12 protein-coding genes and 1 pseudogene are annotated in these 15,130 nt (G+C 33.8%); 12 read left to right on the forward strand and 1 reads right to left on the reverse strand.

The window, feature by feature from the left end; translation table 11 throughout:
• From COL05_RS05905 to COL05_RS05945, 9 genes are all read left to right on the forward strand, one after another.
• Positions 1-795 (forward strand): RNA-guided endonuclease InsQ/TnpB family protein (locus tag COL05_RS05905; RefSeq protein ID WP_098667924.1); only part of this gene is annotated, 795 nt, incomplete at its 5' end.
• Positions 796-953: 158 nt separating this feature from the next.
• Positions 954-1,511, forward strand: coding sequence for a YdcF family protein (locus COL05_RS05910; protein WP_098667925.1), 558 nt, complete (start codon positions 954-956; stop codon positions 1,509-1,511).
• A 102-nt stretch (positions 1,512-1,613) separates the two neighbouring features.
• Complete coding sequence (locus tag COL05_RS05915; RefSeq protein ID WP_098667926.1) at positions 1,614-2,561, forward strand: ABC transporter ATP-binding protein; 948 nt, start codon at positions 1,614-1,616, stop codon at positions 2,559-2,561.
• Between the two features lie 3 nt (positions 2,562-2,564).
• A complete protein-coding gene (locus COL05_RS05920) occupies positions 2,565-4,076 on the forward strand; it encodes an ABC transporter permease/substrate-binding protein (protein WP_098667927.1) in 1,512 nt (503 codons plus the stop codon).
• Between the two features lie 213 nt (positions 4,077-4,289).
• Positions 4,290-5,717 (forward strand): basic amino acid/polyamine antiporter, encoded by a 1,428-nt coding sequence (locus COL05_RS05925; RefSeq protein ID WP_098667928.1) that lies wholly within the window; start codon positions 4,290-4,292, stop codon positions 5,715-5,717.
• A gap of 76 nt (positions 5,718-5,793) precedes the next feature.
• Positions 5,794-6,054 carry a LemA domain protein gene (locus tag COL05_RS05930; RefSeq protein ID WP_098667929.1) on the forward strand — a complete coding sequence of 87 codons (261 nt, stop codon included), beginning with the start codon at positions 5,794-5,796 and terminating at the stop codon, positions 6,052-6,054.
• A gap of 106 nt (positions 6,055-6,160) precedes the next feature.
• Positions 6,161-7,981, forward strand: coding sequence for an AAA family ATPase (locus COL05_RS05935; protein WP_142337369.1), 1,821 nt, complete (start codon positions 6,161-6,163; stop codon positions 7,979-7,981).
• A complete protein-coding gene (locus tag COL05_RS05940) occupies positions 7,971-9,821 on the forward strand; it encodes a hypothetical protein (RefSeq protein WP_098667931.1) in 1,851 nt (616 codons plus the stop codon). The genes COL05_RS05935 and COL05_RS05940 overlap by 11 nt, the downstream gene beginning before the upstream one ends.
• Before the next feature lie 275 nt (positions 9,822-10,096).
• Positions 10,097-10,693, forward strand: a complete 597-nt coding sequence (locus tag COL05_RS05945) for a hypothetical protein (RefSeq protein WP_087956354.1) — start codon at positions 10,097-10,099, stop codon at positions 10,691-10,693.
• A 95-nt stretch (positions 10,694-10,788) separates the two neighbouring features.
• On the opposite strand, the gene racA is transcribed toward COL05_RS05945, so the two are convergent.
• The gene (gene racA, locus COL05_RS05950) at positions 10,789-11,331 is read right to left on the reverse strand and encodes a chromosome-anchoring protein RacA (RefSeq protein ID WP_098667932.1); all 543 of its coding nucleotides are present in this window, start codon (positions 11,329-11,331) and stop codon (positions 10,789-10,791) included.
• A 353-nt stretch (positions 11,332-11,684) separates the two neighbouring features.
• Here racA and COL05_RS05955 point away from each other — a divergent pair, with 353 nt between their 5' ends.
• The 3 genes and pseudogenes from COL05_RS05955 to COL05_RS05965 form a co-directional block, all read left to right on the forward strand.
• Entirely contained in the window at positions 11,685-13,040 is a 1,356-nt protein-coding gene (locus tag COL05_RS05955) for a hemolysin family protein (RefSeq protein WP_098667933.1), read from the forward strand.
• Between the two features lie 132 nt (positions 13,041-13,172).
• Entirely contained in the window at positions 13,173-14,597 is a 1,425-nt protein-coding gene (locus COL05_RS05960; protein WP_098667934.1) for an aldehyde dehydrogenase family protein, read from the forward strand.
• Positions 14,598-14,703: 106 nt separating this feature from the next.
• Positions 14,704-15,130, forward strand: a pseudogene (locus tag COL05_RS05965) (transposase); the annotation flags it as partial.

Consider the following 15,130-nt stretch of genomic DNA (forward strand, 5'->3'; position numbering starts at 1 on the left):
TTTTATGCCAATTATGAAAGACTGATTATAGGAAAGAAAGTAGTTCATATTCAGTCCATTGGAGAAGTGAAAACAAGCCAACAACTACCAAGAAACAAAAAACCATCCAATCCAAGAGTTACCTTTGATGGGCGTCACTGGTGGATTAGTGTAGGGTTTCAAGAAGATTTTGCATCCCAAGAACTAACCAATGAGTCGATTGGTGTGGATGTTGGTTTAAAAGAGCTTTTTGTAGCTTCTAATGGTATGAAAGAACGAAATATAAACAAAGATGCCAAGGTTAAAAAACTTTTGAAAAGGAAAAAGTCAGCGCAAAGAGATATGTCTAGGAGATTTAAAAAAGGTGTAAAAATTCAATCTGCCGGATATGAAAAAGCGAAAGCTGAGCACCTGCGGTTATCTAGGAAAATTATTAATATCCGAAATAACCATATCCATCAAGCAACAGCTAAATTGGTGAAAACCAAACCAATGAGGATTGTTGTGGAAGACTTACCTATCTCAAACCTGTTAAAAAACAAAAAACTATCGAAAGCATTTTCATTTCAAAAATTAAACTTCTTCTTTCAATGTTTATCATACAAGTGTGAGAAGTATGGCATTGCGTATGTAAAAGCTGATAAATGGTTCGCTTCAAGCAAGATTTGCTCATGTTGCGGAGTAAAATACGACCATTCAGTTCAACCAGAAGGACAGTGGAGTTTAAAAATACGTGAGTGGCATTGTGCTTCATGCAATAGCCATCACGATAGGGATGTAAATGCATCGATAAATTTATCAAGATGGGTAAAATAAAAGCTTGATAATAGGAGGTAACGATACTGCCTCGTGTGGAGTGTTATACCCCTCGTCCCTTCGGGGTTGCGAGAACACGATGAAGCACTAACTCGTGTAAATTTGATTGAATTGTATAGATTTAGTTAAGTTTATCGTATCGGAGTGCAAACTTATTTATGAACAAATGGATTTTTCTTATCATTTTATTATTACCGCCACTATATATCATTTATATGACGTTTCGAATGAACAAAGTTGCTCGTGAAAAGTTGAGCTATCACTCTCCGTACGTTCTTATACTGGGTGCAAAGTTATTTGGAGATAGACCATCTTTATCTCTTCAAAACCGTTTGGATGTAGCTTTGGAATATTTAGTTTCTCATCCTACAGCGAAAGTAATTGTTTCAGGTGGTCAAGGAGAAGATGAAGATATACCGGAAGCTCATAGTATGAGAAATTATTTAATGGCGCGTGGTATAGATGAGAGTCGTATTTTAATAGAAGATCAATCTACAAATACGTATGAGAATTTAAAGTTTAGTATGGATTTATATGATGTGAAACATGCGGTAGTTGTAAGTAATACGTATCATTTGTATAGAACGAAAATAATTGCAAAGCGTTTAGGATTAAAGATGGAGGCGTTAGCTGCTGAAACGCCAATGCGCTCTAAGAGAAAAATGTATGTACGTGAATATGCCGCTATTATGAAAACAATATTGTTCGACCGTTAGAGCTCAAATGTGAGCTCTTTTTTTGTAGAATAATGCGTATCATTTGAAATGAATTCCATATTCCATCAAAATAAAGGAAACAACGATAAAGGAGTTGTATTTGTGATTCAGTTTAATCAAGTGTCAAAATCATATGAAGATGGCACAAAAGCAGTGGATTCATTGCATTTAGAAATTAAAAAGGGAGAGTTTTTTGTCCTTATTGGTCCGAGTGGTTGTGGGAAAACAACGACAATGAAAATGATTAATCGTTTAATTGAAACGACAGAAGGCTCAATTTTAATCGATGGAAAAAATATTCAACAATACGATATTAATGAATTACGCTGGGATATAGGATACGTGTTGCAGCAAATTGCTTTGTTTCCGCATATGACAATTGCTGAAAATATTGCAGTCGTTCCTGAAATGAGAAAGTGGAGCAAAGAAAAAATAAAAGCTCGTGTCGATGAGTTGTTACAGATGGTCGGGCTAGATCCAGATGTATATCGCGATCGTATGCCTGATGAATTGTCAGGAGGGCAAAAACAACGTGTCGGTGTCGTGCGAGCATTAGCCGCAAACCCGAAAATCGTTCTTATGGATGAACCATTTAGTGCGTTAGATCCATTAAGTAGGGAACAGCTTCAGAAGGATATTGTACAGTTGCAAAAAAAGATTCAAAAAACAATTGTGTTCGTAACACATGATATGCAAGAAGCATTATCACTTGGAGATCGTATTTGTATTATGAAAGAAGGAAAAGTAGTTCAATTAGATACACCAGAAGGAATTATACATAATCCGAAAAATGAATTTGTAGAAGAGTTCATTGGAAATCGTGGACGACCTTGGTATGAGGGGAAAAGTATAGAAGATGTATTGCCACTTGATGAAAGTATGCGGGTAGAAGGGGAAGCACTATCATTACATTCTTCTTTACAAGATGCATTAGTTCGTGTGCGAGCTGACGAAGTAGTTCCAGTTGAAGCAGATGGTCAATATGTTGGAGCTTTAACAAGCCGTCATATTGTCAATTACATTGTTGAACAAATGAAGGAAAGAGGCTAAACAGTGACTGATTTTATACAAACGTTCCAAGAACGAAAAGTAGAATTACTTACTGCATTAAGTGAACATTTACAAATATCGCTTATATCATTATTTTTTGCAGTAATTATTGCAGTACCGCTTGGTATTTTATTAACGAGAAAAGAACGAATGGCTGAATTTATTATAGGAACTTCTGCAGTTATGCAGACAGTGCCATCACTTGCACTACTCGGACTTTTAATTCCGTTAGTAGGAATTGGAAAACTCCCGGCCATTATTGCATTAGTTGTGTATGCACTATTACCTATTTTACGAAATACATATACGGGAATAAGGGAATTAGATGAATCTTTAATTGAAGCAGCGAGAGCTATGGGAATGAATAGCTGGAGAAGATTGTGGAAGGTAGAACTTCCTCTTGCATTACCAATTATTATGGCCGGTATTCGTACGGCGATGGTATTAATTGTTGGAACGGCTACATTAGCAGCTCTTATAGGTGCTGGTGGGCTCGGAAAACTCATATTACTTGGTATTGATCGGAATGATCATGCGCTTATCATTTTAGGGGCTGTACCAGCCGCGTTACTCGCTTTATTCTTTGATGTAGTACTTAGAGTGCTTGAGAGTCCTAAACGCTCTTCTAAGCGTGTTATATTGACGATATGTATTGTTTGTATCATGATTGCTGCTCCCTTTCTTTGGAACACGCAAAAGAAAGATATTGTTATTGCCGGCAAACTTGGATCAGAACCAGAAATTTTAATTCAAATGTATAAGCAGCTTATTGAACAAGATACTGATTTACACGTAGAATTAAAACCAGGTCTTGGAAAAACAGCATTTGTATTTGAAGCATTGAAATCAGGAGAAGTAGATATATACCCTGAATTTTCAGGAACAGCTTTATCTACTTTCGTAAAAGAAGAGCCAAAAAGCACAAATCGTGATGAAGTATATGAGCAAGCCCGCATTGGAATGGAAAAGAAATATAATATGGTTATGTTGAAACCGATGGAGTATAACAATACGTATGCTCTAGCCATGCCGAAAAAAATAGCAGATCAAAATAATGTGAATACAATTTCTGATTTGGGAAAAATTGCACAAGATGCGAAAGTAGGATTCACATTAGAATTTGCTGATCGTGAAGACGGTTATAAAGGAATGCAAAAATTATATAACTATAAATTTTCAAATGTGAAAACGATGGAACCGAAATTACGTTATAGTGCAATTCAATCAGGGGATGTGAATGTAATTGATGCATATTCAACAGATAGTGAATTGGAACAATACGGACTTAAAGTGCTAAAAGATGATAAAGGGTTATTCCCACCGTACCAAGGTGCACCTTTATTAAGAAAAGAGACGTTACAAAAATATCCTGAACTTGAAAAAGTATTAAATAAATTATCTGGAAAGATTACAGATGAAGAAATGCGAAAAATGAATTATGAGGTAAATGTGAATGGAAAAGGTAGTGAAGAAGTAGCGAAACAATTTTTACAAAAAGAGAATTTACTTCGTTAATTTTACAAGAAATATACAAATTTATATGTATGAAATGACCGTTCATTACAAAATGAACGGTTTTTTTGTGCATACTTATACATTTTTTCAAAAAAGTATTCCATTTTTGTTCATTTTCTTTTAGAATAAGTAATGTTTTCCTGAAAAAATATAAAAGAAACGTCTATTAGAGAAAAAGGTGACTTTAATAGTTGAACGAACATAACACCTAGAATGACAGATGGGGTGGTACAAATAGAAAAGAAGTTAGGATTTTTTCCATTAATTGCATTAGTAGTCGGAACAATGGTTGGTGGCGGTGTATTTAGTTTACCGCATGATTTAGCAGTAGGAGCAAATAGCGGCTCTATAATAATTGGCTGGTGTATTACAGCGATGGGAATGATTCCACTCGCGCTCGTCTATCAAACGTTAGCAAGAAAAAAACCAGAGCTTGAGGGCGGAATTTATAGTTATGCACGTGCTGGCTTCGGTGAATATATTGGATTTAACAGTGCATGGGGATACTGGCTAGCAGGAATTTTAGGAAACGTTGCAACAATCATGTTACTGTTTAGTACATTAGGTTATTTCTTCCCAATTTTTAAAGGCGGAAATAGTGTTGCGTCTATCGTAGGAGCATCACTTTTATTATGGACACTTCATTTTCTAATTTTATTTGGAATTCGTGAAGCATCTATTATGAATGTTATTGCAACGATAGGGAAATTGGTTCCAATCGTATTATTTATTGTTGTAATGGTAACAGCGTTTCGCTGGGATACATTTACACATGATTTTTGGGGAGAAGGAACTATTTCAGTTTCCTCTATACTTGGTCAAGTGAAAAATACTATGCTTGTAACTCTTTGGGTTTTCATTGGGGTTGAAGGAGCGGTAGTATTATCTGGAAGAGCGAAAAATAGTCGAGACGTCGGTAAAGCGACAGTATTAGGACTTATTTTAGTAATGTCTATTTATATTTTAATTTCTGTCTTGTCAATGGGAGCGATGACAAGAGGAGAGCTTTCTGTTTTAGAAACGCCGTCAATGGGACATGTATTAGAACATGTTGTTGGGACTTGGGGCGCAGTAGCGATTAACATCGGGTTAGTTGCTTCACTTGTAGGTACATTAATAGGCTGGTTTTTACTTGTTTCTGAAATTTCCCATGTAGCAGGAAAAGATGGCGTGTTTCCGAAAGTCTTTACGAAAACAAATAAAAAACAAACGCCGCATATGGCATTATGGATCTCAAATGGCGTTGCCCAAGTTATATTTATAATTGTTCTGTTTTCAGAATCAACATATCAAATTATGTATTTCATAGCGTCAACATCAATTTTAGTACCATATTTATTATCAGCATTATTCCAATTCAAATTAGTCATTACAAATGAACTAAAAGATGCAAAAGTAAAAAACGGTTCATTAGCTTTAATTGCTTCTATGTACTCTGTATGGCTTATTTATGCAGCTGGTTTGAAGAATTTATTGCTTGTTTCAATCGTATATGGAATCGGGATCATGGTTTATATGTATGCAAGAAAAGAAAAAGGAAATCGCTGTTTTACTGGTATAGAGAGGTATGTAATGTGGGCAATTGTAGTTGCAGCTGTCACATCCCTTTATATGTTATTAACTGGAAATATAAAAATGTAAAAGTCCTTTTCAATTAAAGGGCTTTTTTCTTTGTCTAGAGAATATTTAATACATAAGATATTCAGGAGGGATGAAAATGGAAGAAAAAGAACAGTTGACCAGAATTGTTGATTTAGCGAGTGAAGTAAGGAAAGTATTAGTGCAAGAATCTTTTTTTAATCATCATCCTGAACTGCGAGGAGTGATTGAAAATTTAGCGAGTGCGGTAGAGAATTTGGCGGAATTACAGCAACATAAAGATGAAAACGCTGAAGATCGTTTACGATATGTACTTGCAAAAATGAAAATTGCTCATAATGCCATTTTACAAGAGAAAAAAGCATTTCCATCTCATTAATATATGTTTTTATTTTGAACCTGACGGATAACGTCAGGTTTTTTGTTTCTAGTTTTTCGTTTCTTTCATACACTAAGAATAGTATGAAAAAAAGAAGGTGACAAAGGTGAAATTACATAAAGCTCTTCATCCAAGTTTTATAAAACGAATGTACTATATGAGGTTTATCGGAAAGTTTACAAAATCAGAAAGTGAGAAGAATGGAGAGAATTTCTTTGTACAATGCCTATCGCCAATACCATATACGTTACAAGAACAACTAAAAAATGAACCATATGTATTTGACGGTTTATGTAGTAATAAAAAGAATGAAAAAGTCTTTTCGGAATTAAAGAAAAAAAAATTAGAAAAACAATTGGTTATGTTTCGTCTTTATTATGAAAGAGGACATATATATGCTGAATTAATTTGTACAGAAGAACCAAGAGAAATAGCAAGCGGTTATAAAATGATTCCAGTACCTAAAGTTTCCGATTATAAAAAAGGAGAATCTTTAGAAAGAAAACTTAATAATGGTTATTTGTCATTTCTAATGCCTAAATATCCGAAAGACTTTGAACCTCCCGAATTATTGTGGCACGATGGAAGGTTGTATGGAAATATATCTTTAAAGTCTTCATCAATTAGTTCAATCGCATATTTTGAACAGCAGCGGGAATGTAAGTATATAGACTTTAATGACTGGATCAAGCATGTAGATATAGCTGTAGAAGATCAATTGTATTTTGTAAGTAATCACATGCATGAGCAATTAAAAAAACGAATGACTGAGGAAGGTAAGTATGTAGAAGTAGAGGAAATAAAAGTGCAAAAGGATGAATGGGAATGGGATGAGCGTGAATCCGTCTTTTTACAATATGTAAAAAGTTTTGTGCGTAATAAAGGGTTATATTTGGATGAAACGGACATTTATAATTTTCATATAAGCGTGAAAACAAATATGTTAACGATTCTTGGTGGTATACCAGGCACTGGCAAATCCCGTTTTTTACAAGCTTATGCAGAAGCACTTGGATTACAATACGGGGAAGAATTGGTTTGGATCCCGATTTCACCATCGTATCAAGAACCACATGATTTACTCGGTTATCTTCACCCAAATGGTACCTTTATTGAAAGTGAAACAAAATTAGTTAGGGCGCTTATGAAGGCAAAAGAAAATCAAAATCAGCTGTATATAATCGTTTTTGATGAAATGAATATGTCACATATTGAGCATTGGTTTACTCCATTTTTATCTGTTCTTCAACTTGAAAAGCAAAATCGTATTTTAAATTTATATGAAGGTGTACAAGAAAAAGAAAATCCAATTCCACCAACAATTGAAATTGGAGAAAATATTATATTTGTAGGTACTATCAATTTTGATGAAACAACGAAAGAGCTTTCAGATCGATTACTAGATCGGACGAATGTAATAACATTACAAAAGATCCCGTTTTGTGAGATGTGTATGGAACAAGAGAAAGTTGTATTACAACCACCTCTGAAAGTAACTGCAGGAGAATTTCGTATGAATTGGGTTAGAAATAAAACGATGATTGAGGTGTTTTCTGGGGAAGAGTTAGAACTATTAGATAAATTACATGCTGCATTGTCATCACATGATGCGTCAAAGGGGATTTCTTTTCGATGTGCAAACGCAATAGCTGCTTACTTGCAAAATATACCGTTTCAAAATAATCATTCCTATATGATTAGTAGAGAAGAGGGGTTTGATTTACAAATAAAGCAACGTGTATTGACGAAAATAAGAGGGACTGAAATGATGGTGGGCTCTTTACTTTCTGAAGAAGTAAAAAGGGGAGCGACATTAGTACCTCTTTTGCAATCTCCACTTGCAAACAGAGTATCTACATTTGAACACTCTATAGCATATATAAGAGAAAAGCGTAGAGAACTGGAGTTGTATGGCTATGCAAAATGATGGGCGATATGAAACAGAAATCGTTGATACGAAAGAAACGCTTCCTTTTGTATTAAAGTTAATTATTGGAACGGAGTCAAAAGGAGAATATATTTTATTAAATCGTCTTTGTACATCTGCAACAGCATTAGCTCAATGTATTTATAAAGTGCAAGAATTAAAACCAATCAGATTGCAGTACCAGTATGAAAATCCAATGAATATTACTTTTATATGGAATAAAGTCTATGAGGGACAGAAGAATATAAAAGAAACAAAATATGAAATAAATGACAAAAAACAAAAGGTATTAATATATGAACATGGAAAAACAGAATTCTTTTATCCATGGCGTTGTGGTTTGTATCATTTTGAAGTAAATATAGAAGATCAAACGTATTATGGTGCTTTTCAAGTCGTACCAAAAAATTTTTTCGATGATCAATTTGAAATGATTCAAAACTATGTGAAGTCAATTTTAAATGAGTTGATTTTAGATAGAGGTTATTATAAAAAGACTTTCTCTGCTCTTAGTGATATTGAAGATTCTTCTTATTTAGTGTTACTTAGAAAGTTGCCACAAAAAATGAAAAAGATAAAGCAAATTTTTAAGAAAATAGAATCGAGTTCAAAGTTTATACATGAATATAAATGGGAAGAAAAAGAGCGGAAAGTAACGAGAAAGGGAGCCGTAGTGGCGGAAAGAAAACCGTATGCAAAATATTATAATCGTAAATTTATAGAACAAAAAAATAGTAAGGAGAATGCATTTCTTAAATTTAAAGCGATGCAATTTTATCTTTATTTACTTGAAGCTGAAAGTTTTTTGCGTCAAACAATTGATATATTAGAAAAAGCAAAGAAGAAAAAATCAGAAGAATTTCAAGCTGTAAAAACGATTATACAAACAATAGAGCGTAATGGATCAGTGACCGATAGAGAGAAACAAAAATATAAAAATATTCATTTACTAAAAGAGGCGGATTTACGAAAAAGTTCCATGAAGATACAAGAATATAAAATATTAGCGCATTTTGTACAGGAAAGTGTACAATACTTTCAAACTTTAATGCATTCTCCATTTTGGAGAGAGGTTTCAGAAACGGGTAAGATGAACTCACATAATTTACCGATACCACATCAACAACTACTACAGCATTTAGATTTACTTCCGCAATATACAGATCAATCTCCATCATTATTATTTGTTTATAAGCCAACATTTTTAGTGTATGAATATTACGCTTTTTTTATCGTTATTTCCATGTTAGAGCAAATTGGTTTTGAGGCTAGAAATTCTATTCGTGAACAAATACAAGAACATTTTTATGTAGATGGATTACAAGATGGCACGACAGTAGTTTTACAACGTGATGATATGAGAGTACATGTCGCATTTAATGATTTAATTGAAACACATCCTCTTATAGCATTAAGTAAAGGGAGTAATTTTTATAATGGAGAAGATACTAAGAAGCCAGATATTCGATTAGACTGCTATGTAAAGGAAGAAGAGAAATATGTATATCAATCTTCTATTATTATTGAAGTGAAGTATAGCCCAATGTACAATATTTTTCAGCACGTTGGAAATACGAAAGCAACTGAGCAAATGTATAAGTACTGGTCTATAAAATATGTAGAAGAACAAGATGGAAAGCGAGTCTATCATCGAAGGGCCATTTATGAAGTTATTTGTGTATATCCAGGAAGTCATATGCATAGTAAAAAAATTGAGTCTGGATGTGGTGTGTTTTTGCAATTATATCCATATAAAACGAAACAAGGGGAAGAGAAATTAGCTGGAAAACATGGAATGGTACAAATTTTTGAGAAGTGGTTAAAAAGCATGAAGAAGTAAAAGAAATCCTTTTTTATAGAGGATTTTTTTAGATTAAGAAGAATTATATGCAGTGTGGAAGAAAGTTCCATGAGATATGAATTTGGTAGTAATATAAATATGTTATTAGAAGGACGATACATGAGGGATAAAAGACGATTAAGATGGAATTTAATTCGTTTTGCAGAATATAATAAGTCATAAATATTTTTAGTTGCATACGAAGATTTGTTCTTATATGATAGATAGTGAAAGCGTTATCAAAAACAGAGCGGCAATGGGAAAGGCGGGGAAATATGTTCCAGCGTGTCCAAACGAAGGAAGAACATTTTTGGTTCGAACAACTATGGGGAGATTTTTGTGAAGAAAGAAACTTAATGTTCGTAGAACGTAATTTAAATCCATCACGATTTTTATTAATAGAAGATGAACATCATATCGGTACAGTAGAATGTATTAAGTATACGGTACCAGAGCAGTCGAATTCTGAGTTTTTCTATCCGTTTTCTAAAAATGATTTAGTAAAAGATTTGAAAAATGTATATGAAATAGGTAAGTTAAGTATTGCGAAAACGTCTCGTGGGAGAGGACACTTCAAACGTTTAACAGCTATTTTATTTATGCATGCATTAGAAACGAAAGCAGAATGGTATATTGCAGCAGTTACGAAAAGAATGTATATGTATTTATTAACACTCGGTTTTCCAATTGAACCGATAGATAAGCCATTTCAGTTTCATGATACTTTACAAGGTGTACCAGTACGAATTCATGCCCGGAAAGGGGCTACGCATTTATATTCTTTAAAAGAATTTCGAGATGTAATTCAAGGGAATGCTCATGCACAGGCATTAATCGCAGAATACAGTAAGAATATTATGTTAACCAAATAAAAAGAAATGAATATGTATAATAAAGAGAATACTATTTTAAAATGGAATCTTTCTTCATGAAAAAGACCCTTATTATTTTAATAAGGGTCTAAAAATTATAATCCAAAAATACTAAAAATCATTTTACGGCGCTTCGGTTTCTTTTCACGCTCATATGTTGGTTTTGTATCAGGAGTAATATATATTGGTTCTTCTTTCTTGAGGGCAGATTCTAGCTTTTGAATTCGCTCTAACATTTCCTCCATTTCACGGCGATGTTGTAAAAGTTGGTACGTAACAACATCATTTGCCTTATCCTGCATTTGTTCTTCCATTCGATCTAGCCTTCTCGTAATTGTATTTAATTGAGCTGCTAATTGCTCAAAATCATGTGATGATATGTTTTGAACGATTGTATTTACTTGTGTTTTTAAATCTTCAACATCGCTTGATGATGTTTTTTGAGTAGGATGAGAGTTTTGGGACTGCTCTATTTGTGAAAGGTGATATTCTAACATTTGATCTAAATCATCTTGTGTAAAAATAAAGTGACCATATTTATTTTTTTCTATCGTAAGATTTAATTGTTGTGCAATCCGGACAACAGCCTTAGGGCTAACACCTAATTTTTTTGCGATAAATGGTGTTTTATATTCCAAAATAATCCCTCCTATATATATCCTGTTGAATGATTTCGATCTATGAAGTAAGTTCCCTTCCAGTGTGACAAAAGAAGTGTGGAATCGGCAAAGAAAGTGTTTTTTCACGAAATGAAGCTAGGAAGAATATATCGTGAATATAAAAACTTTTATCGTAAGATTTAGAATCATTTGACTGAGGGAAATGAATTAGATTATCATAATGATAAATATCTTTTTTATGTATGCATATAATATATAAAAAGGTGGTTGCTAATGTAGAATTTTGTTAGAGTATTAGAATGCTTACTTCACTTGAATAAAATTAAGTAGGAGGTGGCTTCCTTGCTTACAATGTAAGTAAGGAAAAGTATTTGGACATATATAGTATAAGTATAGTGATTGTTTTAATTGCCTTAACGGCATTTTTCGTTGCAGCAGAATTTGCAATTGTTAAAGTACGAAGTTCAAGAATTGACTATTTAATTGCAGAAGGAAATAATCGCGCAACATCTGTCAAAACAGTCATTACAAACTTAGACGAATATTTATCTGCTTGTCAGCTAGGAATAACAGTTACAGCTCTGGGAATTGGGTGGTTTGGTAAACCTGCGTTAAAGCAAATGTTTGACTCGCTTTTTGTAAATTTGAACATTTCTACTCAACTAGCAGATATTTTTGCTGTAATTTTAGTGTTTTTGTTTATTACATTTTTACATGTTGTAATAGGGGAATTGGCCCCAAAAACATTTGCGATTCAAAAAGCTGAACAAGTGAGTTTATTTGTTGCTAAACCGTTAATTTTCTTTTATCGTATGGCGTTTCCATTTATTTGGCTATTAAATGGATCAGCCCGAATGATTACGAAGTTACTAGGGCTGAAACCACCGAAAGAGCACGATGAAGTTCATTCAGAAGAAGAATTACGGTTATTAGTTTCAGAAAGTTACAAAAATGGAGAGATTAATCAGTCTGAATATAAATATGTAAATAAAATCTTTGAATTTGATGATCGTATTGCAAAAGAAATAATGGTACCCCGAACTGAGATGCATATTATAAGTAAAGAAATGCCTGCTGAAGAAGCTTTGCAAAAAATGTCTCGGGAAAAATATACGAGATATCCAGTTGTTGATGGTGATAAAGATCACGTAATAGGTTTTGTGAATTTTAAAGATATTTTTACAGATTTTGTGCAGCATAATGCGGTTAGTAATAAGAAAGTAGAGCAATATATGAGACCAATCATTTTAGTTATTGACTCTATTCCAATACACGACCTGTTTTTAAAAATGCAAAAGGAAAGAACACATATTGCTATATTGATAGATGAATATGGCGGTACGTCTGGACTTGTTACTGTTGAAGACATTTTAGAAGAAATAGTTGGAGATATTCAAGATGAGTTTGATACAGATGAACAGCCAGAAATTCAACAAGTTAGTGAAACGAAAACGATACTAGAGGGAAAAGTACTTGTTAGTGAAGTAAATACGTTATTAGGTTTAACGATTGATGATAATGGTGTTGATACAATAGGTGGATGGATTTTAACGAAGAATATAGACATTGCTGAAGAGGATTTCATTGAAATTGAAAATTATAAGTTTTGCGTAAAAGAATTAGATGGACACTATATAAAAAGACTAGAAGTTACAAAAACTGTAGAATCAATTGTTATTGTAGAAGATGAAAAACAAATTTCATTACAAGAACAAATTAGTTCGTAGACTCTGCTAGATGGCAGAGTTTTTTTGAGCATAATATTTTTGACAGAATAAGGGTTATGATACAATGACATAAGTCAGACCTTTCACTAGGTGAAGTATTATAGTATACATATATTTGAAAGGGGAAGAATTATGAAAAAGCATTTATATATAAATGGAGATTGGAAGTCTGTAAACACGTATAAACCATTATACGCACCATATTCTGAAGCGACATTAGCAGAAATTGCGCAAGGGACGGAAGAAGATGTAAAAGAGGCTGTTACTGCTGCAAAAAATGCAATGAAAGAAATGAATACATTATCTGCATATGACCGTGCGACTATTTTAGAGAAGGTTGCACAAAAAATGGATGAAAGAAGAGAAGAATTTGCAGAGATTATTGCAAAAGAGGCTGCAAAACCCATTCGTGCTGCGAGGGGAGAAGTAGATCGTACCGTTCAGACATACAAATTTGCAGCGGAAGAAGCGAAGCGAATATATGGCGAGACATTGCCACTTGATGCAGCACCTGGTGCAGATGGACGTATTGCATACACAATGCGAAAACCAATCGGAGTTATAGGGGCTATTACACCATTTAATTTTCCATTAAATTTAGTGGCACATAAAGTCGGCCCTGCAATTGCTGCCGGAAATACAGTTGTATTAAAGCCAGCTGATCAAACGCCTCTATCGTCTTACGCTTTAGTTGAACTATTTGAAGAGGCAGGATTGCCAAAAGGAGCTTTAAATATTATTTCTGGTCCTGGTTCGACTGTAGGTGAAGCGATTGTTACAAATGATGATGTTGCTTCCATTACTTTTACGGGAAGTCCGAAAGTTGGAATTGGAATTAAGGCAAAGGCTGGGTTAAAGCGAGTTACGTTAGAACTAGGATCGAATGCTGCTGTTATTATTGATAAAGATGTAGAATTAACAGATGAATTAATTGAACGAGTAAAATGGGGAGCATTTGTTAATAATGGACAAGTTTGTATTTCGGTGCAACGTGTTTTTGTACATGAAGAGAGAATGGATGAATTTTTATCTATGTTACAGAAAGCGATGGAAACAGTTGTTGTTGGTGATCCGCTGCTTGAGGAAACGGATGTATCAGCTTTAATTTCGAAAAAAGATGTCGAGCGTATCGATAACTGGGTGCAAGAAGCAGTTAAAGAAGGAGCGAGCGTTTTATATGGTGGTAACAAACGTGATGAAAGGATTTTTGAACCAACTGTATTAACGAATGTTCCAGAGCATGTATCTGTACAGTGCCAAGAAGTATTCGGTCCACTTATGACCGTAAATACATTTAAAGAATTTGATGAGGCCATAGAGCAAGTAAATCATTCACGTTACGGTCTACAAGCAGGCGTATTTACAAATAATTTGTTTAAAGCTATGCGTGCAATTGATGAGCTTGAAGTTGGTGGTGTCATGATAAATGATATTCCAACGTTCAGGGTAGACCATATGCCTTATGGTGGTGTGAAAGAAAGTGGTACGGGGCGTGAAGGAATTAAATATGCAATAGAAGAAATGACAGAAATGAAATTAGTATGTATTAAAAAATAAAGTAAATAGCACTTAAACATCGCAAAAAAAAACGAGTAGGAATGAACTGCACCCCAATTGTTAGACACANNAGACACAGTCTAACAATTGGAGGTGCAGTTTTTCTATGGCTAAATTTACAGCTGATGAAAAAATACACATCGTTCAACGTTATTTGAACGGAAATGAAAGTTACCGAAAAATTAGTAAAGCGATTGGTATAAGAGACACCGTAATTTTGAATTGGGTAAACCAATATAAAAAAATGGTGCGGAAGCTTTTCTAAAACGGTATACAAATTACACGCAACAATTTAAACTAGACGTACTAAATTTTATGATTGAAAACGGTACGTCCTTATTTGAAACGGCAGCTATTTTTAATATTCCTGCCCCTTCAACGATTATTGTTTGGAAAAAACAATTCGAAACACAAGGAATCGATGCCCTTCAATCAAAGAAAAAGGGGCGTCCATCCATGAAAAAAGATTCAAATAAACAATCAAAACAAGCACCAGTTGAAGGTTCAGTCGAAGCACTTGAAGCACGTATTAA

It is taken from the genome of Bacillus sp. AFS059628 (genome assembly GCF_002571225.1).
In the GTDB taxonomy this organism is placed as follows: domain Bacteria; phylum Bacillota; class Bacilli; order Bacillales; family Bacillaceae_G; genus Bacillus_A.